This window comes from Rhodococcus sp. R1101, from assembly GCF_000278445.1.
GTDB lineage: Bacteria > Actinomycetota > Actinomycetes > Mycobacteriales > Mycobacteriaceae > Rhodococcus > Rhodococcus gordoniae.
On record NZ_AJVB01000003.1, the window covers coordinates 16919 to 42944 of the forward strand.

At 67.4% G+C, this 26026-nt stretch carries 26 protein-coding genes and 1 tRNA gene; 13 read left to right on the forward strand and 14 right to left on the reverse strand.

Going from position 1 to position 26026, the window contains the following annotated elements:
• The 3 genes from R1101_RS0100675 to pcaB are packed head-to-tail and all read right to left on the reverse strand — an operon-like array spanning position 1 to position 3334.
• Positions 1-822 carry an IclR family transcriptional regulator domain-containing protein gene (locus R1101_RS0100675; RefSeq protein ID WP_016931564.1) on the reverse strand — a complete coding sequence of 274 codons (822 nt, stop codon included), beginning with the start codon at positions 820-822 and terminating at the stop codon, positions 1-3.
• Positions 819-1988 carry a bifunctional 3-oxoadipate enol-lactonase/4-carboxymuconolactone decarboxylase PcaDC gene (gene pcaDC, locus R1101_RS0100680; RefSeq protein WP_016931565.1) on the reverse strand — a complete coding sequence of 390 codons (1170 nt, stop codon included), beginning with the start codon at positions 1986-1988 and terminating at the stop codon, positions 819-821. Before pcaDC ends, R1101_RS0100675 begins: the two co-directional genes overlap by 4 nt.
• Positions 1985-3334 carry a 3-carboxy-cis,cis-muconate cycloisomerase gene (pcaB, locus tag R1101_RS0100685; protein ID WP_016931566.1) on the reverse strand — a complete coding sequence of 450 codons (1350 nt, stop codon included), beginning with the start codon at positions 3332-3334 and terminating at the stop codon, positions 1985-1987. The genes pcaDC and pcaB overlap by 4 nt, the downstream gene beginning before the upstream one ends.
• Positions 3335-3488: 154 nt before the next feature.
• Here pcaB and R1101_RS0100690 point away from each other — a divergent pair, with 154 nt between their 5' ends.
• The gene (locus R1101_RS0100690) at positions 3489-4235 is read left to right on the forward strand and encodes a CoA transferase subunit A (RefSeq protein WP_016931567.1); all 747 of its coding nucleotides are present in this window, start codon (positions 3489-3491) and stop codon (positions 4233-4235) included.
• Positions 4232-4879: a CoA transferase subunit B gene (locus R1101_RS0100695; protein ID WP_016931568.1), complete on the forward strand. Its 648-nt coding sequence runs from the start codon at positions 4232-4234 to the stop codon at positions 4877-4879. Before R1101_RS0100690 ends, R1101_RS0100695 begins: the two co-directional genes overlap by 4 nt.
• Before the next feature lie 75 nt (positions 4880-4954).
• Here the strand turns inward: R1101_RS0100695 and R1101_RS0100700 are convergent, their stop codons facing one another.
• Together R1101_RS0100700 and R1101_RS0100705 are read right to left on the reverse strand one after the other, a co-directional pair.
• The gene (locus tag R1101_RS0100700) at positions 4955-6085 is read right to left on the reverse strand and encodes an AI-2E family transporter (RefSeq protein WP_016931569.1); all 1131 of its coding nucleotides are present in this window, start codon (positions 6083-6085) and stop codon (positions 4955-4957) included.
• A 131-nt stretch (positions 6086-6216) separates the two neighbouring features.
• A tRNA-Met gene (locus R1101_RS0100705) sits at positions 6217-6293 on the reverse strand.
• 201 nt (positions 6294-6494) lie between these two features.
• Between R1101_RS0100705 and R1101_RS0100715 the strand changes: the two genes are divergently transcribed.
• From R1101_RS0100715 to R1101_RS0100740, 6 genes are all read left to right on the forward strand, one after another.
• Positions 6495-8039: an ABC transporter substrate-binding protein gene (locus R1101_RS0100715; protein ID WP_051017426.1), complete on the forward strand. Its 1545-nt coding sequence runs from the start codon at positions 6495-6497 to the stop codon at positions 8037-8039.
• Positions 8040-8070: 31 nt separating this feature from the next.
• Positions 8071-9609 carry an ABC transporter substrate-binding protein gene (locus R1101_RS0100720; RefSeq protein ID WP_037221853.1) on the forward strand — a complete coding sequence of 513 codons (1539 nt, stop codon included), beginning with the start codon at positions 8071-8073 and terminating at the stop codon, positions 9607-9609.
• A gap of 66 nt (positions 9610-9675) precedes the next feature.
• The gene (locus tag R1101_RS0100725; protein WP_016931573.1) at positions 9676-10623 is read left to right on the forward strand and encodes an ABC transporter permease; all 948 of its coding nucleotides are present in this window, start codon (positions 9676-9678) and stop codon (positions 10621-10623) included.
• Positions 10620-11522 carry an ABC transporter permease gene (locus R1101_RS0100730; RefSeq protein WP_016931574.1) on the forward strand — a complete coding sequence of 301 codons (903 nt, stop codon included), beginning with the start codon at positions 10620-10622 and terminating at the stop codon, positions 11520-11522. Before R1101_RS0100725 ends, R1101_RS0100730 begins: the two co-directional genes overlap by 4 nt.
• Positions 11519-12505, forward strand: a complete 987-nt coding sequence (locus tag R1101_RS0100735) for an ABC transporter ATP-binding protein (protein ID WP_016931575.1) — start codon at positions 11519-11521, stop codon at positions 12503-12505. Before R1101_RS0100730 ends, R1101_RS0100735 begins: the two co-directional genes overlap by 4 nt.
• Positions 12502-13536, forward strand: a complete 1035-nt coding sequence (locus R1101_RS0100740; RefSeq protein ID WP_016931576.1) for an ABC transporter ATP-binding protein — start codon at positions 12502-12504, stop codon at positions 13534-13536. Before R1101_RS0100735 ends, R1101_RS0100740 begins: the two co-directional genes overlap by 4 nt.
• On the opposite strand, the gene R1101_RS0100745 is transcribed toward R1101_RS0100740, so the two are convergent.
• The 6 genes from R1101_RS0100745 to R1101_RS30560 all read right to left on the reverse strand — a co-directional run bounded on the left by R1101_RS0100745 (position 13498) and on the right by R1101_RS30560 (position 18070).
• Positions 13498-14328: an SDR family NAD(P)-dependent oxidoreductase gene (locus R1101_RS0100745; RefSeq protein ID WP_016931577.1), complete on the reverse strand. Its 831-nt coding sequence runs from the start codon at positions 14326-14328 to the stop codon at positions 13498-13500. The two genes, R1101_RS0100740 and R1101_RS0100745, sit on opposite strands and share 39 nt — an antisense overlap.
• Positions 14328-14810: a nuclear transport factor 2 family protein gene (locus R1101_RS0100750; protein WP_016931578.1), complete on the reverse strand. Its 483-nt coding sequence runs from the start codon at positions 14808-14810 to the stop codon at positions 14328-14330. Before R1101_RS0100750 ends, R1101_RS0100745 begins: the two co-directional genes overlap by 1 nt.
• A gap of 100 nt (positions 14811-14910) precedes the next feature.
• Positions 14911-15531, reverse strand: coding sequence for an LON peptidase substrate-binding domain-containing protein (locus R1101_RS0100755; protein WP_016931579.1), 621 nt, complete (start codon positions 15529-15531; stop codon positions 14911-14913).
• A complete protein-coding gene (locus R1101_RS0100760) occupies positions 15531-16004 on the reverse strand; it encodes a DUF309 domain-containing protein (RefSeq protein ID WP_016931580.1) in 474 nt (157 codons plus the stop codon). The genes R1101_RS0100755 and R1101_RS0100760 overlap by 1 nt, the downstream gene beginning before the upstream one ends.
• A gap of 49 nt (positions 16005-16053) precedes the next feature.
• Positions 16054-16788, reverse strand: a complete 735-nt coding sequence (locus R1101_RS0100765) for an ESX secretion-associated protein EspG (protein WP_016931581.1) — start codon at positions 16786-16788, stop codon at positions 16054-16056.
• A gap of 4 nt (positions 16789-16792) precedes the next feature.
• Complete coding sequence (locus R1101_RS30560; protein ID WP_016931582.1) at positions 16793-18070, reverse strand: PPE domain-containing protein; 1278 nt, start codon at positions 18068-18070, stop codon at positions 16793-16795.
• Positions 18071-18589: 519 nt separating this feature from the next.
• Here R1101_RS30560 and R1101_RS0100780 point away from each other — a divergent pair.
• From R1101_RS0100780 to R1101_RS0100790, 3 genes are all read left to right on the forward strand, one after another.
• The gene (locus R1101_RS0100780) at positions 18590-19351 is read left to right on the forward strand and encodes an SDR family NAD(P)-dependent oxidoreductase (protein ID WP_016931583.1); all 762 of its coding nucleotides are present in this window, start codon (positions 18590-18592) and stop codon (positions 19349-19351) included.
• A gap of 30 nt (positions 19352-19381) precedes the next feature.
• Complete coding sequence (fabG, locus tag R1101_RS0100785) at positions 19382-20140, forward strand: 3-oxoacyl-ACP reductase FabG (RefSeq protein WP_016931584.1); 759 nt, start codon at positions 19382-19384, stop codon at positions 20138-20140.
• Positions 20141-20248: 108 nt separating this feature from the next.
• The gene (locus R1101_RS0100790) at positions 20249-20461 is read left to right on the forward strand and encodes a DUF4287 domain-containing protein (protein ID WP_016931585.1); all 213 of its coding nucleotides are present in this window, start codon (positions 20249-20251) and stop codon (positions 20459-20461) included.
• Between the two features lie 13 nt (positions 20462-20474).
• On the opposite strand, the gene R1101_RS0100795 is transcribed toward R1101_RS0100790, so the two are convergent.
• Together R1101_RS0100795 and R1101_RS0100800 are read right to left on the reverse strand one after the other, a co-directional pair.
• Complete coding sequence (locus R1101_RS0100795; RefSeq protein WP_016931586.1) at positions 20475-21587, reverse strand: CaiB/BaiF CoA transferase family protein; 1113 nt, start codon at positions 21585-21587, stop codon at positions 20475-20477.
• Positions 21584-22771 carry an acyl-CoA dehydrogenase family protein gene (locus R1101_RS0100800; RefSeq protein ID WP_016931587.1) on the reverse strand — a complete coding sequence of 396 codons (1188 nt, stop codon included), beginning with the start codon at positions 22769-22771 and terminating at the stop codon, positions 21584-21586. The genes R1101_RS0100795 and R1101_RS0100800 overlap by 4 nt, the downstream gene beginning before the upstream one ends.
• Positions 22772-22915: 144 nt before the next feature.
• On the opposite strand from R1101_RS0100800, the gene R1101_RS0100805 reads away from it, so the two are divergent.
• Positions 22916-23923: a LacI family DNA-binding transcriptional regulator gene (locus R1101_RS0100805; RefSeq protein WP_016931588.1), complete on the forward strand. Its 1008-nt coding sequence runs from the start codon at positions 22916-22918 to the stop codon at positions 23921-23923.
• Positions 23924-23929: 6 nt separating this feature from the next.
• Here the strand turns inward: R1101_RS0100805 and R1101_RS0100810 are convergent, their stop codons facing one another.
• A complete protein-coding gene (locus R1101_RS0100810; protein ID WP_016931589.1) occupies positions 23930-25255 on the reverse strand; it encodes a serine/threonine protein kinase in 1326 nt (441 codons plus the stop codon).
• 192 nt (positions 25256-25447) lie between these two features.
• Here R1101_RS0100810 and R1101_RS0100815 point away from each other — a divergent pair.
• Positions 25448-26026 (forward strand): SGNH/GDSL hydrolase family protein (locus R1101_RS0100815; protein ID WP_026002745.1); only part of this gene is annotated, 579 nt, incomplete at its 3' end.

The following is a 26026-nucleotide window of genomic DNA, read 5'->3' on the forward strand; positions in this document are numbered from 1 at the left end:
TCACTGGTGGGTCTGGGTGCGGGCGAGATCCGTGGAGATCGCCTCGGCGGTGGCGAGCAGCGCCGGGACGAGTTCGTCGTGCACGATCTCCATCCGGTAGCGGGCCGCGTGGGTCGACAGGTTCACCGACGCCACAACGGTTCCCGACGCGTCGCGGATCGGTGCGGCAAGTGATCGCAGGCCTTCTTCGAGTTCCTGGTCGACCACGCAGTATCCGTTGCGACGTACCGTGGCGATCTCGGCGCGCAGCTCCTCGGCGGTGGTGACGGTGTTGCCGGTGATGGGTGCGAGATCGGCGCGGGCGAGATAGGCCTCGAACTCGTCGTCGGTCAGGCCGGCGAGCAGCACTCGTCCCATGGAGGTCGCGTAGGCGGGGAAGCGGGTGCCGAGCGTGATGGTGACGGTCATGATGCGGCTGACAGGGACACGCGCGACGTAGACGACGTCGTCTCCGTCGAGCACCGACACCGAGGTCGATTCCTTGACCTTCTCGGCGAGCGATTCGAGATGCGGCCGCGCAACCTCCGGAAGCGTCAGCGCGGACAGATAGCTGTATCCGAGTTCGAGCACCCGTGGGGTGAGCCAGAACTGGGAACCGTCGGTGTGGACGTAGCCGAGTTCGATGAGCGTCAACAGGAATCGGCGGGCGGTGGCGCGGGTGAGGCCGGTCGCGCGGGCGACGTCCGAGAGCGACTGCCGCTGGGTATGCGCACCGAAGGCTTTGATGACCGACAGGCCACGGGCCAGCGACTGCACGTAATCGGGTGACGCTCCGGGGTTCTCGCGAGCGACCTCGGGGGTGGTGACGTCGGGAGTGCTCACGACCCCGTACCTCCCTCGGTGTCGGCGAGTGCCTGCTTGCCGAGTGCGAACGCGCGGTTGCTGTTGGGGACACCCGCGTAGACGGCGGTGTGCAGGAACACCTCGACGAGGTCGTCGGGATCGATCCCCGCGCGGAGGGCGGCACGGATGTGCATGTCGAGTTCGTGCTCGTTGCCGACCGCGGTGAGGATCGCGAGGGTGAGCAGGCGGCGGGTGCGGTGGTCGAGGCCCGGACGTGCCCAGATGTCGCCCCATGCGGTGCGGGTGATGAAATCCTGGAAGGGCCGGGTGAATTCGGTGGTCGACTCGATGGACCGGTCGACGTGGGCGTCGCCGAGGACGGAACGGCGCACCCGCAGGCCCTCCTCGAACACCGCGGTGCGGTGCGCGGCGGGCGGAGTGGCGCACGAGATGTGTTCGCGGATGAGTTTCGTGATCCGTCCCGCCTGCTCCACGTTGGCGAGGTGCGCGCCGGGGGAGACGACGTGGAAGGCCGAGTCGGCGATTCCGTCGGCCAGCTGTTGCATCGTCGACGGCGGGGTGGCGGGATCCTGCTCGCCGGCGATCACCAGGGTGGGCGCGACGATCCGCGCGAGGTCGGGACGGCCGTCCCAGGTCGCCAGCGCCTCGCAGCATGCGGCGTAGCCCTCGTCGGTGGTGCCCTTCACCATCTCCACGTGGCGGGCGACCAGATCCGGATCGCGCTCGGCCAGTTCGGGACTGAACCATCGCGAGACGATGGAGTCGGCGATCGAGGCGAGGCCGTCGTTGCGGACGGACGCGGCCCGGTCGTACCAGGGCGGGGCGGGCTGGAAGGCCGGTGAGGTGCACAGCAGCGTCAGTGTGCGCACGCGTTCGGGGTGATGCGCGGCGAGCCACTGGCCGACGGCACCGCCGAGCGACAGGCCGACGTAGTGCACGGCGTCGAGTCCGAGCGAGTCGAGCAGGGCGACGACGTCGCCGGCGAGCTCCTCGATCGTGTACGGGCCGGACGGCGCGGGGGAGGAGCCGTGTCCGCGATGGTCGGCCGCGACGACGTTCCGATCGGTCGACAGAGAGTGGATCTGCGGTGCCCACATCGACAGGTCCGAACCCAGCGAACCGAGGAACAGGACGGTCGGCTTCGTGGGGTCGCCGTACTGTTCGTAGTTGAGCATGACGGTCATCGGGTATCTCCTGTGGTTCGGTTCGTGCTGTCGTGGCGGGCGAGAACGCGGTCGACGATGTCGGCGGCATGGCCGAGATAGCGTGTGGGGTCGAGAAGTTCGCGCACGTTCTGCGGATCGAGATGTGCTGTGACGATGGGGTCCTCGTCGAGCCGCCTGCCGGCGACCGCCGCATCGGTGACGATCGAGCGTGCGTCGTCGGTGTGTTCGGCGAGTGCGGCCGCGACCTTCTCGGCGAGGATCGCTCCGCCGGTGAGCGCGAGATTGCGGTCGAGCGCGTCGGTGTGGACGTGCAGTCCGTTCAGGCTCACCGAGAGTTGGTGCGCGGCACCGCCGGTGAGGCGCAGGATGTCGCCGAGCGTCTCCCATTCGGCGTGCCAGGCGCCGGCGGCGCGCTGGAACTCGTGGTCGGTCGACGACAGGATCGTCGAGACGAGACCGGGTACGCGCCGGGCGGCGGCACGCGCGGTGATGGCCGCGACGGGATTGCGCTTGTGCGGCATGGCCGACGACCCGCCGGGCGCATCCTCGCTCACCTCGCCGAACTCGGTGCTCGCCATGAGCACGACATCGGTGGCGGGCTTCGCGACCGTACCCGCGGCGACGCCGAGTGCGCCCGCAAGGGTGGTGATCGGAGTACGTGCGGTGTGCCACGGGGCGACGGGACGTGCGAGTCCGAGCAGGTCGGCGACGGTGTCGGCGAACGCGAAGCCGTCGGGATGGACGGCGGCGAGCGTGCCTGCGGCCCCGCCGTACTGCGCGGGCAGGACGGACAGGGCGCGGCCGAGTTCGGTGACGGCGTCGTCCAGGGACAGGAGCCAGCCGGCCGCGAGCGCACCGAAGGTGGTGGGCAGCGCCTGCTGGCCGAGGGTGCGCGCGACCATCGGCGTCTCCCGGTGCGTGGCGGCCAGGCGGGCTGCGCCGTCGGCCGCGGAGCGCAGGTTCGCCACGACGATGGCACCCGCGCGGTGGGCGAGCAGCATCAGCGCGGTGTCGAGGACGTCCTGGCTGGTCGCGCCGACGTGCACGGCCCGCGCGGGAGCATCGGCTCGCTCCCGCAGCAACGAAACCAGGGGGATGACGGCATTGCCGCCCGCTGCGGATCGTCGTCCGAGGTCGGCGGGATCGAGATCACCGGCGAGCGACGCGGCCGCTGTCGCGACGGCGTCGGCGTCGGCGCCCTCGATGCGGCCGAGTGCAGCTGCCGCACGGGTCAGCGCGACCTCCACGTCGAGTAGGGCGCCGATCCACGCGCGGTCCGACAGGGCGGCACCGAGTTCGTCCGCGCCGAAGACGGGGTCGAACAGCGGGCCCCGGTAGCCGGCGCCGGGGGATGAGGAAGACACGGACCTCCGATCCGAAATGTTCGCGATGTGGACGGATGGACGCTCTGCGAACAGGCTAGTGCCGCCGTTGTGCACCCGCAACGATCTTACGCGTATCTGTTCGCATCGCGGACGGTAGTTCACATGACGTACACATGAGGGTATCGTGGCACACATGGACAAAGTCGTTGCCTCCGCCGCCGAGGCCGTAGCCGACATTCCCGACGGCGTCACGATCGCTGTCGGAGGGTTCGGCCTGGTCGGCATCCCCGAGATACTCATCGATGCAGTGCTCGAACAGGGCGCCACCGACCTCGAGACCGTCAGCAACAACTGCGGTACCGACGGCTTCGGGCTCGGTCTGCTGCTCGAGAAGGGGCGCATCCGCCGCACCATCTCGTCGTACGTCGGCTCCAACAAGGAGTTCGCGCGCCAGTACCTCGCCGGCGAACTCGAAGTCGAGCTCACCCCGCAGGGCACGCTCGCCGAGCGCCTGCGCGCCGGTGGTGCGGGCATCCCCGCCTTCTTCACGCCCGCCGGGGTCGGCACGGCCGTCGAGGAAGGCGGACTGCCGCTGCGCTACGACGGGCACGGCGGTATCGCCCTCGCGTCGAAGCCGAAGGAGACCCGCGAGTTCGACGGCGAGACCTACGTGCTCGAACGCGGCATCGTCGCCGACTACGCGCTCGTGCACGCCTGGAAGGGCGACCGCCACGGCAACCTCGTCTACCGGGCGAGCGCCCGCAACTTCAACCCGCCGGCCGCCGCTTCGGGCCGCATCACGATCGCGCAGGTCGAGCACCTCGTCGAACCCGGCGAACTCGACCCCAACGAAATCCACACGCCCGGCATCCACGTGCAGCGTGTCGTACACGTCGGCCCCGTCGAGGTCGGCATCGAGAACCGGACGGTGCGCTCATGACACAGGCAACGAAGAAGGGGCTGACCCGCGAGGAGATGGCGGCACGCGTCGCCGAGGAACTCGAGGACGGCCAGTACGTCAACCTCGGAATCGGCATGCCCACCCTCGTGCCGAACTACCTCGAGCCCGGCGTCGAGGTCATCCTGCACTCGGAGAACGGCGTACTCGGCGTCGGCCCGTACCCGACCGAGGACGAACTCGATCCCGAGCTCATCAACGCCGGTAAGGAGACGATCACCGCGATCCCCGGTGCGTCGTACTTCGACTCGGCACAGTCGTTCGGCATGATCCGTGGCGGCCGGATCGACGTCGCCGTCCTGGGCGCGATGCAGGTCTCCGCCAAGGGCGATATCGCCAACTGGATGGTGCCCGGCGCGATGGTCAAGGGCATGGGCGGCGCGATGGATCTCGTCCACGGCGCCGAGCGCGTCATCGTGATGATGGATCACGTCACCAAGAAGGGCGACCCGAAGATCCTCGAGGAGTGCGTTCTGCCGCTCACCGGTCGTGGGTGCGTGCAGCGCATCATCACCGACCTCGCGGTCATCGACGTCACCGAGGAGGGACTGAAGCTCGTCGAGACGGCGCCCGGTGTGAGCACCGACGACGTCGTCGCTGCGACCGCGGCGAAGCTCATCGTCTGATCGGACATCGTCCGACCGGACGACGACGGCGGGGCCGGGCGCGAGGAGATCGTGCGACCGGCCCCGTCTCACTTCTCAGTCGTAGTCGTCACTGTCGGCCGTGAGGTCGGGGCTGTCCGGGTCCGGCTCCTCCCCGCCCACCTCCGGGATCAATTCGTAGCGGTGCCCGAAGGACTCGACGAGCGCCTGCAGGATCGCGACCACCGGCACGGACACCAGAGCGCCCACCGGGCCGAACAGGGTGGCACCGACGATCACCGAACCGAATGCCACCGCCGGGTGGATCGATACGGTGCGGGCCGTGATGCGTGGGTGCAGCACGTAGTTCTCGACCTGCTGGTAGATCGTCCCGAAGGCGATCACCCACACGCCGTCGAGCGGTTGCTGCACCGCGGCGATGAGCGCGGGGAGACCGATCGCGAGATAGGTGCCGATGGTCGGGATGAACTGCGAGACCACCCCGGTCCAGATCGCGAGCGGAAGCCAGTACGGAACGCCGATGATCAGGAAGAAGATTCCCGTGAAGATCGAGGAGGCGGCCGCGAGGATCAGCCGGGAGACGACGTAACCGCCGGCCTTCTCCACCGAGGTCTCCCACACGTTCGCGATCAGCTGCTGCTGCCGGGCGGGGAACCAGCTCGCGATCGTCCGCCGCATCTGCGGCCCCTCCGCAGACATGTAGAAGACGAACAACAGCAGCGTCAGGATCTGGAACAGGGCACCGACCAGGGTGCTGAGGACGCCGAGCACCCCGGGCGTGAACCGTTGCGCCAGATCACGGAGCGTGTCGGGCGTGATCTTGAGCAGCTCGTCCCCGGTCTTGAAATTCGTGTCGAAGGTGCGGTTCGCCCAATCGGTGAGGCGTGTGAGCGCATCCGGCAGTGTGGTGAGCAACTGGGCGATCTGGTCGAACAGGAGCGTGCCGAACACCGCGAAGAACCCGATGGTGAGTGCGATCAGGGAGAACAACACCAGGCCGGTGCCGGCACCGCGACGCATCCCGAACTGCTCGAGCCGATCGACGATGGGTTCGATGGTGATGCTGAACAACCATGCCAGGAACAGCAGGCCGAGGAAGCCTTTCAGATTGTGGAACAGCCAGCCCGACATCTGATAGAAGGCGACGGCCAACAGCACACCGACGATCGTGGGCCGGAGCCAACGGGGAGTCCGTGGTCGATCGGCGACGGTCGCGCGCTTGGCCATCCCACCCTCCCGCTCTGCAGAGACTCTGCCGCGAAATCTACTCGGTGAGCGCGGCCGGGGGGAGCCGTACCGAGACCGAGGAGCATCCACAAAAGAACCGGCCCGGACTCGTGTGAGTCCGGGCCGGTCGGTGGTAGCGGGGACAGGATTCGAACCTGCGACCTCTGGGTTATGAGCCCAGCGAGCTACCGAGCTGCTCCACCCCGCGTTGCATGTCCAACCATACACGACTTCAGAGGGCGCGTTGACCACCCCTCGTCCGTAGAACGTCCCCGCGCTTGCCGATCTCGATCAGCGGGACCTGCAGAGTGTGACGCGTCACAGACTCATAGGTTCGGTCTGTAATCGGGCAGCCGTGGTACGGCTGCCCGAAACCGGTCTGTACGAACATTTTCGAGAGAGGGGCGGCATGGCTGTTGTGTCGAGGAGGTCGCCGATCCGCTTGTGGGGAGCGGCGATCGGAGCCTGTGCAGTCCTGCTCACCGCCTGCGGTTCGACTCCCACCGAGAATTCCGGGGTCGCCGATCCTGCCGTGCCGCTGCACTATGCCACCGTCTTCGGAGTCTCGTCGTTCGACCCGCACAAGACGCGGATCACCAGCGACGCCACCATGCTCAACATGGTCTACGACCGCCTCGTCCACCGTGACGCAGCCGGGCAGCCGATGCCCGGACTCGCCGAATCGTGGGAGATCGACGAGAGGTCGTTGACCCTCCACCTGCGTGAGGGGCTGACCTTCTCCGGTGGCGCCGTCCTCGACGCCGACGCCGTCGTCGCCAATCTCCGACGTGCGCTCGAGCCGGACTCGATCACGGCGCCGATGCTGGCGGGTGTGAGTGGGGTCGCCGCATCGGACGACCGCACGGTCGTGGTGAGCTTCGACGGTCCGGGTGCTCAGTACGTGCTGGCGCTGTCGGATCTTGCCGGAATGATCGTCGATCCCGGAGCCTTCGGAAACCCGGACAAGGATGCACGACTCGCGCTCACGCCCGCAGGGGCGGGACGGTACGTCCTTGCGGCGTCCCGACCGGGCGCCGAGTACGAGTTCACCGCCAGGGCGGACTACTGGGACCCGGAGGCGATCGGCACCGACACCTTCGTCTGGACGGTGATGACCGATCCGCAAGCGCGTCTCAGCGCGGTGTCGGCCGGAGACATCGACGTCGCCATCACCACACCCCTGATGATCGACGCCGCCGAACAGCAGGGCCTTCGAGTGGAGACCGCACTTCGGCTCGACCACATGGCGCTGAATTTCAACCGGAGCCGCAGCGAGTTCGGCAAGCTCGAGGTACGCAAGGCCATCGCACACGCAATCGACCGTCAGGCCATCGCGGACACGGCGATGGAGGGCCACGCCGAAGCGGCGACGCAGAACTTCCCGAAGGACTACTTCGCGTACGACCCGGATCTCGCCGACGACTACCGATACGATCCCGAGAAGGCGCGGCAGCTGCTGGCCGATGCGGGGCTGCCGAACGGATTCTCGTTCACTGCCATCCTGCTGAATCTCCCCGAGAACGTGCAGGTGGCGCAGATCGTGCAGCAACAACTCGCACAGGTCGGCATCGACATGAAGCTCGAGCCGCTGCCCCCGTCGGATGCGTCGCCGACCTTCTACCGGGGTGACGCCGATGCCTTTCTCACGACCTTCACCGGCCGTTCCGATCCGGCGCTGCTGCTGTCCGCGCTCTTCGGGGAGAATTCACCGCAGAACCCTTCCCGCACCACTGCACCGGGTTTCCGGGAGGCGCTGGACGCCGCCAATCGTGAGACCGACCTGCAGGTTCGGGGGGACAGGCTCGGGGAGGTCTCGAAGACCGTCTCGGACAACGTCCTTGCTGTGCCCTTGGTCTTCTTCGAACTCGGATCGACGCTCACCGATCGGGTCGTCGGATACGAAACGAACCTGTTGATCGACGAATGGCGTGGCGTCGGCATCGCCGCGTCCTGACCGTCGACCGCTCCAGAAACGAAGGAATCTCATGTCTCGTAAATCGTTGACCTCGGTCGTCGCCGCGTTCGCCGCCGCGCTTCTGCTCGCCGGCTGTGGGACGTCGGCTGCGACCGACAGCACCGCGGAGATCGACCCGCAGGTGCCTCTGCGTTATGCCACGACATACGGTGCGTCGTCCTTCGATCCGCACAAGACTCGGATCACCAGCGATTCGACCATGCTGAATCTCGTCTACGACCGTTTGGTGCATCGCGACCGGAACGCCGATCCGGTGCCCGGACTCGCCGAATCCTGGGAGTTCTCCGAGGACGGATCCACGCTGACCTTGAAGCTGCGTCAGGGCGTGACCTTCTCGGACGGCACACCGCTCGATGCGCCTGCCGTCGTGGCGAATCTCCGTCGCGCGCTGGAACCCGACTCGATCACGGCCGCGATGCTCGCCGGCGTCGAATCGGTCGAGGCGTCCGACGCACACACCGTGGTGCTCCGATTGAACGGACCGGGCGGACAGCTCGTGCTCACGCTGTCGGACCTGCCGGGAATGATCGTCAACCCCAACGCTTTCGGAAGCCCGGACAAGAATGCGGCGCTCGTACTCCAACCGGCGGGAGCCGGCCGGTACACGGTGACCGAATCCCAGCCGGGCGCTCAGTACAGTTTCGTCGCCCGCGACGACTACTGGGATCAGGAAGCGTTGCAGGCAGAGCACTTCGAGTGGGTCGTCATGACCGATCCGCAGACCCGTGTGAATGCCGTCGCCTCCGACCAGCTCGACGCGGCGATGGCGACGCCGATGTCGCTCGACCCTGCCGAGCAGCAGGGACTGCAGACGAATGTGCAGACCAGCCTCAACAACTACGTTCTCAACCTGAATCGGACCCGGAGCGAGTTCGGCAAGCTCGAAGTGCGACAGGCCCTGGCCCATGCCGTGGACCGGGAATCGGTGGTGGAGACCGCACTCGAAGGGCACGGTGAACCGGCGAGCCAGAACTTCCCTGCGGGATATTTCGCCCACAACGACGCCCTCGACGATCAGTACGCGTTCGACCCCGACAAGGCGAAGCAACTGCTCGACACCGCGGGTGTCCCGAACGGATTCTCCTTCGTGGCGGGTGTGTCCAACCTTCCCGAGAACCAGATGATCGGGCAGATCCTGCAGGAGCAACTCGCACGGGTCGGAATCACCATGGAGATCCGCTCCATGACGCCGACGGACCTGAACCCCGCCTTCAACCGGGGAGAGCTCGATGCCATCCTCACCACGCTCGTCGGCCGCGCCGATCCGTCCCTGCTGCTGACCTCGTTCTACGGTCAGGATTCCCCTCAGAACCCGTCCCATGATGCGATCCCCGGTTTCCGGGAGGCCATGGAAGCGGCCAACCGCGCCACCGACCCCGCAGAACGTGCGGTGCGCCTCGGTGAAGTGAACGCCGTGGTGATGAACTATGCGGCAATGCTGCCGATCGCGTTCGCCGAGCTGGGTGCCGTCGCCTCGGACAGGCTGGTGGGTTACGAGCCCAACCGGGTGGTCGACGAGTGGCGTGGTGTCGGCGTGGCCGCCCCCTGACACAGGCAGTCGCACGGTCTCATGACCGTGATCGTCACGGATCCGTGAAACCACAGGGAGTGCAGAATGTTTCGGATTATCGGTCAGCGCCTGCTGGCGATCGTCCCGCTGTTGATGATCGCCACCGCCATCACATTCGGTCTGATCTTCCTGATCCCCGGCGATCCGGCACACCGGATCGCCGGGGAGTCGGCGACGCCTCAGCAGATCGAGGCGGTCCGCGAGGAACTCGGCCTCGACCAGCCGGTCCTCGTGCAGTACTTCGATTTCCTGTTCGGAGTCGTTCGCGGCGACCTCGGTACGAGCTTCACCTATCAGGCGCCCGTGCTGGACATGATCGTCGACCGCCTGCCGGTGACGTTCTCGCTGGCGATGGTGGCCGTGGTCGTGGCGTTGCTCGTCGGGATCCCGGCCGGCATCGTCGGGGGCAGCCGGCCCGGTAGCTGGCAGGATCGTGCCACCGGCGTGGGATCGACGCTCGGAGTCGCCACGCCGAACTTCGTCCTGGGTCTGCTCCTCGTGCTCGTCTTCTCGCTGACCCTGCGCGTCCTGCCGGCCACCGGCTACACCCCCCTCGCCAAGGGAGTGTGGCCGTGGCTCAGTCACCTGCTGCTGCCTGCCGTCGCACTGGGACTGGCCGCGGCGGCCGAGATCGCCCGCCAGTTGCGCGGCTCCATGATCGAGGTGATGCAGCAGGACTACGTCCGCACCGCCACCGCCAAGGGCCTGAGCCGGCGCAGCGTCCTGTGGAAGCATGCCCTGAAGAACGCCTTCATCCCGACGGCAACGGTCCTGGGCATGCAGATCGCCTTCCTGCTCGGTGGCACGGCCGTCATCGAATCCGTCTTCGGACTGAAAGGCCTCGGAGATTTCGCGGTGCAGGCGGTGCTCTCCGGCGACCTGCCCGCCATCCAGGGAGTCGTGATCTTCGGCGTCTTCGCCACCGTGATCATGAGCCTGCTCGTCGACATCTCCTACGGCTACCTCAATCCGAGAACAAGGAGCGCCGCATGAGCGACCTCACCGTCTCCACGCCGGTGGAGAACACGACCGTGGCCACCGGCGAATCTCCACGCCGCAGATTCCTGCGCCGGTTCCGGAATCGTCCCGGAGCCGTCGTGGCGGCCGTCTTCCTCCTGCTGATCGCCGTCCTCGGATTGCTCGCCCCGCTGATCGCACCGTACGACCCGATCGTCCAGGACCTGACCGCACGTCGCCTGCCTCCGCTGTCGGACGGATATCTGCTCGGTACGGACAATCTGGGTCGCGACACACTGTCCCGGTTGCTGTACGGTGCGCGCGTCGCGGTCTCCGCCGCGATCATCTCGGTGTCCGTCGGACTGCTCATCGGGGTCGTACCCGCCCTGATCGCGGGCTTTCTCGGCGGCTGGTGGGACACGATCCTCTCCCGTGTCGCCGATGCCTTCCTGAGCTTCCCGCCGCTGCTGCTGGCGATGGCCATCGTCGGCGTGATGGGTACCAATCTCACCAATGCGATGATCGCGATCGGAATCGTGTTCGGCCCCAGATTCTTCCGTGTGGTACGTGGAGCCGTCATCGGAGTACGCGAGAGCACCTTCATCGAGGCCTCGCGCAGTATCGGAACCTCGACCACACGGATCGTGCGTATGCATGTCCTTCCGCACACGTTGTCTCCGTTGATCGTTCAGATCAGCTTGGCGTGCGGTTTCGCTCTGCTCGCAGAGTCGTCACTCAGCTTCCTGGGATTGGGTGTCCAGCCACCGGAGGCGAGCTGGGGCCGCATGCTCGCGGAGGGGCGTGAAGCATGGAACTACACGGCCTGGCCGGTGGTGATTCCCGCCCTGACGATCATCCTGGCCGTACTGGCCTGCAACACCCTCGGCGACGGAATCCGTGATTCGGTGGGCCGCGAGAACCGGAGCGAACGATGACCGAACCACTGCTGCGCGTCGACGGCCTCGGCGTCGAATTCGCGACCGGTTCCGGCTGGACATCGGTCCTGCAGGACGTCTCCTTCGATGTGGCGGCCGGTGAACTCGTCGGTCTCGTCGGCGAATCCGGCTCGGGGAAATCCGTCACCTGCTCGTCGGTCCTCCGATTGTTGCCGGCGAACCAGTCCCGCACCGTCTCCGGAAACATCCGGTTCCGCGGGCGCGACCTGCTGGCGATGCCGGACCGCGAACTCGCCGACGTGCGCGGCAACGACATCGCGATGATCTTCCAGGAACCGATGACGAGCCTGAACCCGGTCTTCACGGTCGGCGACCAGATCTCCGAGGTGGTGCGGCGGCACCGTCGCGTGAACCGGAAGGCCGCGCTGGCGCGCGCCGTCGAGGTACTCGACCTCGTCGGGATTCCGAATGCGGCCCGCAGGGTACGTCAGTACCCGCACGAGTTCTCCGGGGGCATGCGACAGCGGGTCATGATCGCGATGGCGCTCGCGTGCGAACCGTCCCTCCTCATCGCCGACGAACCCACCACCGCGCTCGACGTCACGATCCAGGCTCAGGTGCTCGACCTGATCCGGGACATGGCCGAGCGGTTCGACATGGGCGTGTTGTTCGTGACCCACGATCTCGGGGTGGTGGCCGACCTGTGCACGGAGGTGGTCGTCATGTACGCCGGGCAGGTGGTCGAGAAGGCCCGCACCGAGGAACTCTTCGCAGCTCCGAAACATCCGTACACCCAAGGCCTGTTGCGGTCGGTTCCGACCATCGACGGTCGCAGCGACCTGCACACCATTCCCGGCTCCCCGCCCGCACCCGGCACGATGCCGGAGGGTTGCCGCTTCGGACCGCGCTGCGCGCACCATCTCGACGAATGCGACACGGTGATACCGCTTCATGCGCTGGGGAACGAGCGTGTCTCGCGTTGCGCACGGGTGAACGATCTGATGCTGGAGGGAAACCGATGACCGTCGAACTCGTCGACATCGAGACCAGGAAGCCACTGCTGACGGTTCGTGGGCTGCGCGTGGAGTTCCCCGTCGGGGGGCGGATGTCGCGTCGCAAGCAGGTGGTGCGTGCCGTGGACGAGGTCGACTTCGACATCTTCCCCGGAGAGACGTTCGCTCTGGTCGGTGAATCGGGTTCGGGCAAGTCGACGACGGCTCGGGGAATCCTGCGACTCGTCGATGTCGCCGAGGGTTCGGTGGTGCTCGACGGTGTCGACGTGACCGCGCTGGACAGAAGCGAACTGCGCAGCGCGAGACGTCATATGCAGATGGTGTTCCAGGACCCGTATTCGTCGTTGGATCCGTCGCACACCGTCGGGGATGCGATCGCCGAACCCCTGCAGGTGCATACCGATCTCACCGAGGACGAACGCCGGCACAAGGTCGGCCGGCTGCTCGAACAGGTCGGATTGCGTGCCGAGCACGCCGACCGGTATCCGTACGAGTTCTCCGGTGGGCAACGTCAGCGCATCGCGATCGCGCGGGCCATCGCGGTGGAACCGAAACTGGTGGTCGCGGACGAGGCCGTCAGCGCCCTCGATGTCTCGACGCAGAACCAGGTCGTCGCTCTGCTCGAGCAGCTTTCCGCGGAGCTGGGCATCGCCTATCTGTTCATTGCGCACGATCTGGCGGTGGTGCGTCACATCGCCCACACCACGGCCGTGATGTATCTGGGACGGATCGTCGAGTGGGGACCGACGGAGCGCCTGTTCACCGAACCGGCCCATCCCTACACGCAGGCTCTGCTGTCCGCGGTCCCCGTTCCGGATCCGGCGCGCCAGCGCCGCCGCGAACGCATCCGTCTGGACGGGGAGCTGCCCGATCCGGCGAACCCGCCGACCGGCTGCGCGTTCAGCACTCGCTGCCCGCTGGTCATGCCGGTGTGCCGGGAGGTGCGACCTGCGGTCACCGAAGTGGCAGGTGGCGGCCGGGTGGCCTGCCACCTGCACACATCAGAACAGCGGCCCGCCCCCGAAGATCTCCCGGTGTGAAGCAGGGTGGTTGCCTTCGACATCGACGATGCCGTAATCGAGTGCGGCCTCGGCGGTGACGAGGGTGCGGCCGCTGCGTGCGTTCACCTCGGGATCGTTTGCGAGAGCGACGATCACCCGCCCGATGAACTCGGGGGTTTCGGCATCGGCCAACGAGAAGCCCTCGAAGTTGTCGATGCCACGGGCGAGCATGGCTTCGTTCTTCACCAGGCCCGGCCACAGCGACAGGGTGGTGACCCCCGTTCCGCGGAGTTCGACGGCCATGTCGGCGGCCATCTTGTCCAGGCCGGCCTTCGACATGCCGTAGAGCACCGAGTGCAGATAACCGCGCGTACCGAACGACGAGATGTTGACGATCATCCCGTCGCCGCGCGGCACCATCAGCTGTGCGGCTTCGACGGAGGCCACATAGTGTGCGCGGAGCCCGACGTCGATCAGGCTGTCCCAGTCGCTGATCGGACGCTTCCAGAACGGTTCGGAGAACCCCGCGAAGCCCGGCGGTGACGCCCACACGTTGTTGACGAGCAGATCGAGTCGGGAGTCCTGCTCGTCGGCGATCCGGCGGAACAACTCGTGGATCTGCGTGTCGTCGCGGTGATCGCACTGCACCGCGATGCCTCGTCCGCCGCGGGCGGTGATCTCCGCCGCGGTGTGGTCGAGCGGACCGTCGACGTCGACCGGGCCACGGGCGGTGACGTAGACGGTCCAGCCGTCGGAACCGAGAGCGCACGCGATGCCCTTGCCGACACTGCGACTCGCGCCGGTGATCAGCGCCACCTTTGCTTCTGCCATCACTGCACCACTTCCACGTCGTCGGTGAGGGCCCGCTGGATCGACCACAGGACCTTCACGTGGCAGCGGGAGATCTTCCATGTTCCGTTCTCGACCACGTAGTCGTCGTCGTAGTCGAGTGCGGTGACCCGTTCGGTGCGGGCACGCAGATCCACTTGCCGGAACCGCAGCGTCCAGGCGCCGGTGGCGGTACCGGGTCCGGTGAGGTGGATGCTCGGATGCATGCCGTGATGCATGTCGAGCACGACGTAACGGTCGTCGACCCGTTCGAGAGCGATGCGTGAGTAGATGTCGATCAGGGCGTCGGCGTCGTCGAAGCTGCCCAGCGCAGGTCCGTAGTAGATGTCGGCGCGCCCTGCGACGAAGCAGTCGCGCATCGCTTCCGGGTCCTTGGCGTCGCACGCCCGGAAGTAGCGATGCTTGAGCATCCTGATCTCTTCGAGGGCTTCGAGCCGGGCCAGCCTTTGCTCGACGGTATCCATCGGTGTGCCTTCCGGTCGGGAACGAGCAGTGCCACGGACCCTAGCCCGCAACCGGGTGGTCGCAGGAGGCGTGTTCCCGTTGACCGGACGGCCTGATATCTCAGCCCTTCAGCTTCCATTCCGCGAGATCGACTGCGGTGGATATCGCTTCGAGCAGCACCGCCATGCGTTCGGCCGGGCCGGGTGCGGCGAGCACTGCATAACGGTCCGCTTCCCCCATCGGCACGTACCGGGCGAGGGCGAACAGTCGCGCGCCGGGATCGTCCGGCAGCTCCGTGGTGGCGGGAGGGAGCGGGGCCCGGCCGTCGGTGAGACGATCGAGTACCCCGTACAGCCGGCCCATCGGTCCGGTGATCGCGGCGAAATCCACCGGCCCCGAATCGGTGTCGGGCCAGGGCTCCACCTCCGCGCGCGGGTAGGGATCGTCGGGAAGCCATCGGGTGACGCGAATGCGTTCCTCTGCAATGCATTCGAGTTCACGACGACCCGCACCGACCTCGTTGTCGACCACGATCCGTGCGACGGTACCGACATCGTGTCGCTGTTCGCCTCCGCCCACCTCGTGTCCCCGGGCGATGAGAACGACACCGAAGCGAGGGCCGTCCGGCGAGGCCGCGCAGTCCTGGACGAGTTGCAGATATCTCGGTTCGAAGATGCGTAGCGGCAGGTCGGATCCGGGAAGCAGCGCGGTGCCGAGCGGGAACATGGGAAGTATCGGCATCAGGGCATCCTCAGGCGCGGGGTCGGGGGAGCGGCAACGGTTTCGTCGCGAGCGATCTCGGTGAGCAGATGATCGGCCCAGCTCGAGAGACCGTCGATGTCGAGCCGGTACGGCGGTTCGTCCTCGTAGTGCCGCACCCGGGCCTGCCCCTGCTTCAACAGTGACGCGGCCCCCGTCGGGTTGCCCCGGAGCAGATGGGTCAAACCGACGGCGAGCTGGGCGAGACCCTGCCAGAGGGGACGTTCTTCGGGCGGCGCCTTCTTCCACATCGCCTCGAAGACCTCATGCGCGTGGAAAGGGAAACCGTGATCGAGGAGACGCTGACCTTCGGCGATGGTCTCCTCGACATCGAGGTCGATATCGTCGGGAATGCGTTCGACGCCTTCTTCGCCCGGCGGCAGCGGGCGCCCCAGGGCGTCGCGCGGACGCGCGTTCTGCGGCCTGCCGTCGGGTGTGCGGTCCCGGTCCGTCATGTCGCCAGCCTAGACGACAGGCCTGTTCGGTGAGAGGTCCGAACGACGCTCAGTACGGCCGGAGGACACCGTTCCGACCTTCGGGTGACAACCTGGACAGTTGCGTCGACAGTTCCCGAACGAACGCGTCGACGGTGCCCGGAGCGACACGGAGATCGGTACCGGGGTGGAAGAGATACCGGCCGTCGTCCACGACGTCGAACCAGCCGACGTCGGCAACGGGTGTGTACCCCGGATACGCGTACCGCAGGATGCGGATGCTGCCGGTGGCCGAGCGTTCGCGACGCAGCAACCGGCGCAACGACTCTGCGTGCGTGCCACCCGCCGGACGGCGGACTGCTCCGGCTTCGGATGGTTCGAGCACCTCGCGGCTCGGCGCGGTGCGTGCCGGTTCGCGGCCCGCGGCCACGACCGGCAGTTCCCCGACGATCGCGCCCGCGAGGTCGGTGGTCGTGGTGATGCGGATATCGCCTGCGACGGGAGCCTGACGGGCGAGGACGGCCTGCTCGCCGGTCGCGGCTGCGCGGACGAAGACCTCGCATGCCGGATCCGTCGAACGGCCGTAGACCTCCACCGCAATCCGGCCGGTCAGCAGGATGCGCATCGCGTCGTCGAGGGCAGGGTCGGGTGTCTCGTTCCGCCACGCCCGGGCGGCCCGCAGGTTCGCGGCGTGCTCGTCCTCCCACAGGACCGAGGTTCGGTAGCGCAGCGGGAAGGGGAACTCGTCGCCGCCCGCGGCGGTCCAGGAGGCCAGGAATCGGTCGGGTGTGAGGTATCGGTTCACAGCCTCAGGCCCCCAGAACCGGCGGGGCGGTGTCGGGCAACGACCCGATCAGTTCGTTCCCGTTGTCGCTGGTGACGAGATAACTCGCCACGCGTTTGTCCTGCTCGTCGCCGCGGGACGAGGCGGGCGGGACCATTCCCGGCATCATCCCGAACGGGCGAGCGCCTGCGCCGCGAGTCGCGGCAGCAGCGGGTTGACCGGCCACACCGCCGGTGGGCGCGGCTCCCGCGACGAGCGGGGAGGGACCGGCCGCAGGTGACGCCCCGCCGGCCGAGCCGCCACCCGGTAGACCACCCCCGACACCTCCACCCGCCCCGGCGGACGGAGAACCGTACGAGTGACCTGTCGGGTTTCCCGGGGCGCCGGTCGCAGTGGGGGAGGTGGCCGCAGGAGTGGTCGCCGCAGGATCGTTCGAACCTGCTCCACCGGCGGAATCGGAGTTGTTCGCGCGTGCGCCCGGGTCTTCTCCGAGAGTCTCCGCGGGCGTACGGTTCTCCGCCTCCGCGGGTGTCGGCCCGTCCGGACCTCCTCCGTTCCTACTCGGGATCCCCGCCGTGCCACCCTCCGCCTGGGTGCCGCCGATCGCCGACGTGCCGTAGCTCTGAGGAACGAAGCCCTCGGTTGCTCGACTCGTGGTGGCGGCATACGGCGAGGGCAGTACCGGGACCGCCGAGCCGGAATCGCGGTAGTACGGCTTGTAGAGCGCCTCCATCACCCGCACGGCCTGGGCGCGAGCGGCCTCCTCCTGCCGGGCCGCGGCGGCACCCGCGACGGGATCGAGCGCGTACAGGAGCGACGACGTGTTCGCCGAGGGCGGGGGGACGGACGATCGCACCCGCTCACCGACGTCGGCGGCGATGCGGAGCTTCTCGGACGTCGCGCGTGCGGCGTCGGACAGTTGCTGTGCGGATTCGCCGAATCGCACGGTCGCGTCCATGGCAGCGTCGGCCGCCGCACCCTCCCAGTGCTGGGAGACGAGTTTGCGGATCATCAGCGTGCCCCACGCGACCGTGAGACTGAAACCCTTTCCGAGCTCGGCCCATTCGGTGGCCAGGGTGGTCATCGCGACGGGGTTGATGCTCTGGGACAGCCGGTGGATGTCGGCGTGCTCCATGCCGTGGAAGTTCTCGAACGCCGCGATGTACTCGGGATCGACGCCCACGTCGATGCGTGCGGCCAGTGTGTCGTAATTGGACTGCCGGCGGGCGACGGAATCGGGGGCCGGGGCGTCGACCCCGAGCGACACCGATAGTCGGTCGACGACGTTGTCATTGATGGACATGGACGACAGCTCCCCTCAGATGCTCTCGCGTCTCGAGGAGCCGACGGCGGCGCGATATCCCCCTGCCCACGTAGATCCCCCCGATCCGATGGTGGCGACGATGCTAACGCACGGCACCCACCAGGCGCAGGGCAAGATCGGCATACGGGGCGCTGATCATCGCAGCGTCGTCGTAACGGCCCGAGGGCCTCGGATCCGCCGACGACATCGTCCCATGCATCGCTCACGAAGGTCTTCCGCTCCTGTCCGGCTGCTGTTGACAAGCCCGCTACGGCATCGCACGATAAGCAAGCGCTTAGAAGTAAGCCAGTGCTTATCGACTTGGTAACGGTGGGTGCGACGCGGAGTCCTCTCCGCGCTGCAGCGTTCGCGGCAGCATAGGATCCGCCGAGGAGAAGAATAGGATCTGGCTCTGAAACGCAGTGTTGTTCAACAAAATTGGATACAGGCTGTTTGGTGGATGAGATGACCGTCGGCTGTACAGTTCCTGTAGGCCCCGTCACAGCGAGGAGATGACGTATGTCCGTGCTCGACCGCTTCCGTCTCGACGGCCGCGTTGCCGTCGTCACCGGTGCCTCTTCGGGCCTCGGTGTCGCGTTCGCCCGAGGGCTGGCCGAGGCGGGAGCCGATGTCGTGCTCGCCGCACGCCGGGTCGACCGACTCGAGAAGACCGCCGAGCTGGTCCGCGAAGCCGGACGGCAGGCCGTCACGGTCGAGACCGACATCGCCGATCCCGAACAGGCCCAGCGCATGGTCGATCAGGCCGTCGAACAGCTCGGTCGGGTCGACATCCTCATCAACAATGCGGGGATCGGCACGGCCGTCCCCGCCACCAAGGAGACCCCCGAGCAGTTCCGGCAGGTCATCGACATCAATCTCAACGGATCGTATTGGGCGGCACAGGCCGTCGCCCGGGTGATGCAACCCGGTGGCGCGATCGTCAACATCTCGTCGGTTCTCGGTCTCACCACGGCAGGTCTGCCGCAGGCCGCGTACTCGGCCAGCAAGGCGGGTGTCATCGGCCTCACGCGCGACCTGGCGCAGCAGTGGGGAGCGCGGAAGGGGATCCGCGTCAACGCCATCGCGCCGGGCTTCTTCCGCACCGAGATGACCGACGAGTACCAGCCCGGATACCTCGATTCCATGAAGCAGCGGATCATTCTCGGCCGGACGGGGGATGCCGAGGAGATCGCAGCTACCGCCGTGTGGTTGGCGTCCGACGCCGCCGCCTACGTCACCGGTCAGACCATCGCCGTGGACGGCGGACTCACCATCACCTGACGGCACCACCCATCCCTACGGAGGAACGCTATGAGCACACAACCCCGCACTGCCATCGTCACCGGAGCCGCACGCGGTATCGGCGCAGCCGTCGCGAAGCGTCTCGCCGGCGACGGGTACCGGGTCGCCGTCCTCGACCTCGACGAATCCGCCTGTGAAGACACCGTTTCGGCCATCGAGTCCGCCGGGGGCAAGGCGCTCGCCGTGGGAGCCGACGTCTCCGACGAGAAGTCCGTCGCCGCTGCCGTCGAGAAGGTCGCCACCGAACTCGGCGAACCCACCGTCCTGATCAACAATGCCGGCATCACCCGCGACAACCTGCTGTTCAAGATGACCGTCGACGACTGGGACGCCGTCATGAACGTGCACCTGCGTGGCGCCTTCCTCATGACGCGTGCCGTCCAGAGCTACATGGTCGACGCCAAGTTCGGCCGCATCGTCAACCTCTCGAGCACGTCGGCCCTCGGTAACCGCGGCCAGGTCAACTACTCCGCAGCCAAGGCCGGCATGCAGGGTTTCACCAAGACCCTCGCGATCGAGCTGGGCAAGTTCGGTGTCACCGCCAACGCCATCGCGCCGGGCTTCATCGCCACCGAGATGACCGCCGCGACCGCCGAGCGTCTCGGCGTGTCGTTCGACGACTTCAAGTCGAACGTCGCGGCCGACATCCCGGTCGGCCGCATCGGCGAGGTCGACGACATCGCCCACACCGCATCGTTCCTCGCGTCCGAGGGCGCGGGCTTCGTGTCCGGTCAGGTCATCTACGTGGCCGGTGGCCCGAAGGCCTGATCCACTTCCGTACCTCCGCGGCGCCGCGTCCCATCCGGGACTGCGGCGCCGCGGTCGTTTTCAGCGGATCGGACGGAACTTGTCGGTCGCCCCGGCTAGCCTTCCGGCATGAGCGAGAAGGTCAAGGGACCCGAGTCGTATTTCCCGTCGATCGAGCAGAAGTACGGGCGCCCGATCGAGGAGTGGAAGACCATGATCCGCGCGTCGGATCTCGGCAAGCACATGGAGCTGGTGAACTGGCTCAAAGAGGAACACGGCATGGGCCACGGGCACGCCAACGCTCTCGTCGCGCACACTCTGAAGGAACAGAGCCCCGACTGACGAGAGCGTCCGTCTACGGCAACCGCGGGGGCGGCGTGCGGTAGGTCGCGGGGGTGGCGCTGAGCCGGATCGGGTTGGCGATCTGGCGCAGCGGAGCGTCCCGCTCGGGATCGTCGATCGACACCACCGGCGACAGGCCGAGTCGTTCGGCGAGCGCGACCGCGTCGGCGATGTCGTTGAGCGGACCACACGGCACTCGGGCGGCGGTCAGTGCGTCGAACCACACATCGGCCGTCTCGGTCGAGAGCAACTCGTCGACGATCTTCGTCAATTCCTCTCGGTTCGCTACGCGGGCGGTGTTGGTGGTGAACCGGTCGTCGGAGGCGAGTTCCGGAGCTCCGAGGACCTCGGCCAGCGAAGCGAACTGACGATCGTTGCCGACGGCGAGGACGAACGGCCGGTCGGCGGTGTGGAACACCTCGTAGGGCGCGATGCTCGGATGACGATTGCCCATGGCCTTCGGCACCACACCCGCCGCGACGTAGCCGGACGACTGGTTCGCCAGCGCCGACAGCAGGGACGACAGCAGGTTCACCTCGACCCGCTGTCCTTCCCCGGTGCGGTCGCGGTGCCGCAGTGCGGCGAGAATGCCCACCGCAGCGTGCATTCCGGTGATGACGTCGACGACGGCGACACCGACCTTCGTGGGTGTCGCCGGGTCGGGTCCGGTGATGCTCATCAAGCCGCCGACGGCCTGGATGAGCAGGTCGTAACCGGGCAGATCGTTGTGTCCGCCGAAGCCGGTGATCGACGCGTAGACGATGCCGGGGTTGAGTTCCCGGACCTGCTCGTAGCCGAGTCCGAGCCGGGTCATCGTGCCGGGCAGGAAGTTCTCGACGACGACGTCGGCACGGAGCACGAGATCGCGGGCCTGGTGGAGTCCGCCTTCGGTGGTCAGATCGATGGCCACCGACTTCTTGTTGCGGTTGACGCCGAGGAAGTAGGTGGACTCCTCGCCCACCCAGGGCGGACCCCAGTGCCGGGTGTCGTCCCCGAAGCCGGGGCGTTCGATCTTGACGACCTCTGCCCCGAGGTCGGCGAGCAGCATGGTGGCGTACGGGCCGGCGAGCACGCGACCGAAGTCGGCGATCACCAGCCCCTCGAGCGCGCCGGGAACGGCGGTCACCGGAAGGCCGCCTCACCGGTCAGCGCCTTGCCGATGGTCAGCTGGTGGACCTCGGAGGTGCCCTCGTAGGTCAGCACCGATTCGAGATTGTTGGCGTGACGGATGACGGGGTACTCGAGCGTGATTCCGTTGGCGCCGAGGATGGTCCGGCACTCGCGGGCGATGGCGATGGCCTCGCGCACGTTGTTGAGCTTGCCGAGGCTGACCTGCTCCGGGGCGATCTCGCCGCGGTCCTTGATGCGGCCGAGGTGATAGGCGAGCAGGTGGCCCTTGCCGACCTCGAGCGCCATGTCGGCGATCTTGGCCTGGGTGAGCTGGTAGCCGGCGAGCGGCTTGTCGAACACCTCGCGCGACCGGGCGTAGTCGATCGCGGTCTCCAGGCAATCGCGGGCCGCGCCGATCGCACCGAAGACGATGCCGAAGCGGGCCTCGCCGAGCGAGGTGAGTGGTCCGCGCAGCCCCTCGGCCTTCGGCATCATCGCCGAGGCGGGCAGACGCACGTCGTCGAGGACGAGCTCCGAGGTGACCGAGGCGCGCAGCGACAGCTTGGCGTGGATCTCCGGTGCGGAGAAGCCGGGGGTATCGGTGGGGACGACGAAGCCGCGGATGCCCTTGGCGCCTTCTTCGAGGTCGGTCTGTGCCCAGACGACGGCGACGTCGGCGATCGAGCCGTTGGTGATCCACATCTTGGTGCCGTTGAGGATCCAGTCGTCACCGTCGCGCTTGGCGTTGGTGCGCATCCCGGCAGGATTGGAGCCGAAGTCGGGTTCGGTCAGGCCGAAGCAGCCGATGGCCTCGCCGGCGGCCATGCGAGGGAGCCATTCCTGCTTCTGCTCCTCGCTGCCCCAGTGATGGATGGAGAACATCGCCAGCGAGCCCTGCACGGAGACGAGGCTGCGGATGCCGGAGTCGACGGCCTCGAGCTCGAGGCAGGCCAGGCCGTAAGCGGTGGCGCTCATGCCGGCGCAACCGTAACCGTCGAGGTGCATGCCCAGCACGCCCAGCTGCCCGAGCTCCTTGGCGAGTTCGCGGGCCGGGAGCTTCGCTTCCTCGAACCACTGGGCCACGTGAGGGCGGATGCGCTCGTTGCCGAACTTGCGGACGGTGTCGCGGATGTCGATCTCCTCCTGCTCGAGCAGGGAGTCGAGGGCGAAGAGCTGGGGCAGCGACTGAACGTGGGACATGGCTTTCTCCGGTGGTCGAGGAAACGTTTGTCAGAACGATTGCGAGAACGTTTGCACGAACGATTGCATGGCATACGCTAAGTGCATGTTCCGGGCTCGTCAACCCGGAAAGCGAACTCGATGTGAAACAAGCAGGAGAGCCGAATGCCCCGTCCGGACCGCGCCCCGACACTCAAGGAGATCGCCGAGCGCGCCGGCGTTCACGTCTCGACGGCCTCGCGGGTGTTGCGCCAGCCCGAACCGGTCGACGGCTGGTCGGACTCCGCCCAGCGGGTGCGGGAGGTAGCGGCCGAACTGGGATATCGGCCCAACCTGTGGGCAGCGAGCCTGCGCACCCGCAAGACCACGACTCTCGGCGTCGTCATGCCGCGGCTCACCGACGGCGTGGTCGCCACCACCTACCAGGGCATCGAGGAAGCCGCCACGAAAGCGGGCTATTCGGTGTTGCTGTCGAGTCCACCCGACGATCTCGAGGCGCAACGTCGCGCCATCGCGCTGCTCGTGGGCCGCCAGGTCGACGGTCTGCTGCTGAGCAGCCTGCACCTTCCCGGTCGTCCGTTCGTCGAGTCGCTGGCACTCGGATCGCTGCCCATCCTGGCGGTCACCCGCCATGCCGACGCGGGGTTGCCGTTCGTGGTGGGCGACGACTACCGAGGGGGAGCGCTGGCCGCCCGGCACCTGCTCGACCGTGGTTACGACGACCTGGCGATCATCGCCGGTCCCGACCACGCCAGCACCGCCCACGACCGCCGCGACGGCTTCGTCGACACCCTGAAGGAAGCGTTGGTGTCACTGCCGCCCGAGCGGATCGTGCGGTCGAGCTTCGACGTCGCCGGGGGTGTGGAGGCCGCCGGTGCGCTGCTGGCTCGTCCGAATCGTCCCCGCGCGATCTTCGCGGTCAGCGACACCATCGCCATCGGCATCCTCGGCGTCGCCCGCGACCTGGGTCTGTCCATCCCCGGCGATCTCGCCGTGGTCGGTTACAACGACATCCCCGTCGTCGCGCAGCTGCCGGTGCCACTCACCACCGTGCGTTCACCCGCGCACGATATCGGGGAGACCGCCATCGAGCGGCTGCTCGAACTCGTGCGCGACGGGGAAACGGAGTCGACGCGACTTCCCGTCGAACTCGTGGTGCGCGGATCGAGCTGAGCGGCCTCAGCCGTTGCCGTTGCCGCGGCCGCTGTTCCCGTTCCCGTTCCCATTACCGTTGTTGCCGTTGCCGTTCCCGTTGTTGCCCCGGGAATTTCCGCTGCCGTTCCCGTTGTTGTTGCCGGGCCCGTTGTTCCCGCGGGACTCCGGTCCGGACCTCGTGGGCACGGAATCGGTCGGTGGTGCGACGGGGACGGTCTCCGGGACGGGCACGATCGGAGTCTCGACTGCGGTGCTCGCCGGAACGACCCCGGAGTCGGTGGGCTGGGGGATCTCGGTCGTCGCCGGTATCCGTCGAGGAAGCGACGCGGAGGTGCCCGAAGTGGCGGTCTCCGGAGTTGCGGCAGGCGGAGAGGCGGAATCCCGTCCGAATCCCAGCGCGAGGCCGCCCACGGTGATCGCTCCGACCAGCGTCAGTCCCGTCGCGAGGAGAACTCCACGAGGACGATCCGTGGATCTGTGTGCGGTGGTTGTCGGGCCGGCTACGGATCCTGCCGGCAGGCGGGACGTCGCGGCAGGGTATTCGCTGGAATTCCTCAGCGCCGAGAGCATCTCGCGTGCAGTGCGGAATCGGTCGGAAGGCTCACGTGCCATGGCCCGCTCGATCACCGCGACGAGTCCCGGATGGACATCCGGACGGAGCTCGGGCAGTGGCTGCGGTAGGTCGTGTGTGATGGCCCGTGCCAGCGCGAGGATGTTGTCCTCGGCGAACGGCCTCCGCCCGCACAGGGATTCGTAACCGACGATCCCCACCGCGTACAGATCGTCCGTCACGGACGCGGCATGTCCGGTGATGCGGTCCGGGCTCAGGTAGGCGACGGTCCCCACGAGTTCACCGGTGCGGGTGAGGTCGTCGCCGACGCTCTTGGCGATGCCGAAGTCGGCGACCTTGATCTCGCCGTTCTCTGTGATGAGCACGTTCGCCGGCTTGATGTCCCGATGGAGGATCCCTGCGTCGTGTGCGGCGACGAGAGCCTCGAGAATGCTGACGAGCACGGTGCGTACCCGATCGCCGGGCAGGGGTCCGCGAGAGATGTCGTCTGCGAGGGTGCGGCCGGGGAGCCGTTCCATAACGATGTAGGGACGTCCGTCGTGTTCGCCTGTGTCGTACACGGCGACGATGCGAGGGTGGTTCAGGGCCGCGGCCGCCCGGGCCTCGACCTCGAAACGTCGTCGTACGTCCGGTCTGCTGCCGAACTCCCGTCCGAGCAGTTTGACCGCGACGGGCCGGTGGAGGCGAGTGTCCCAACCGTCGTGGATCTCGCCGCTCCCGCCCACGCCGAGTAGGCCGCTCAGCTCGTAGCGGCCGTCGAGAACTTTGTGGGCGGTCACAGATGGACGGTAGCCGTTCGAACAGGAAGGTAAACAAAATGTGCTGGTGGGGCGAGGTGCATCCGCGCTTCATCCGGGATCTTCACCCGCTGCTCGTAACGTGTTTGTAATTCGTGCCGATCTCAAGCCGGGAGAACATGCTGTCGGAGGGTCTGGATGAAGACGATTGTGCGAGCCGGGATCGTCGCCGGCATGGCAGCTGCATCGATGGTGTGGCCGGTATCCGCGATGAGTGACCCGGGCAGCGAGCAGGGCATTCGCTACGTCGCGCTCGGCGACTCGCGTGCCGCCGGACCCTACCTCGACGCAGCGGCGATGATCAGCGGATGCGCCCGCGCCGACGCGGGATATCCGAATCTCGTCGCGGGTTCGCTGCACCCGGTCGGCTTCGTCAACGTCGCCTGTACGGGTGCGCGCACCGAACACATCACATCCGTCCCGCAGCAGACGTCGACCGGATCGGTCGCCCCGCAGATCGATTCGCTCGCCCCGGACACGAATCTCGTCACATTGAGCATCGGTGGCAATGATGTCGGCTGGTCGGGGATCGTTTCGGCGTGCTACACCGAGCTTCCGGGCGGCGACGCGCACTGCCGCACCGACCCGGGCACCGTCTCGCGCATGGACGCCTCACTGAGTGCGCTCGGACCGAAGGTCACTGCGACACTCACCGCCGTTCAGCAACGTGCACCGCGCGCACGGGTCCTGCTGGTCGGGCACGGCGGCGTCTTCGGCAACCGGGGTTGCTGGCCGAACATCCCCACCAGCGAC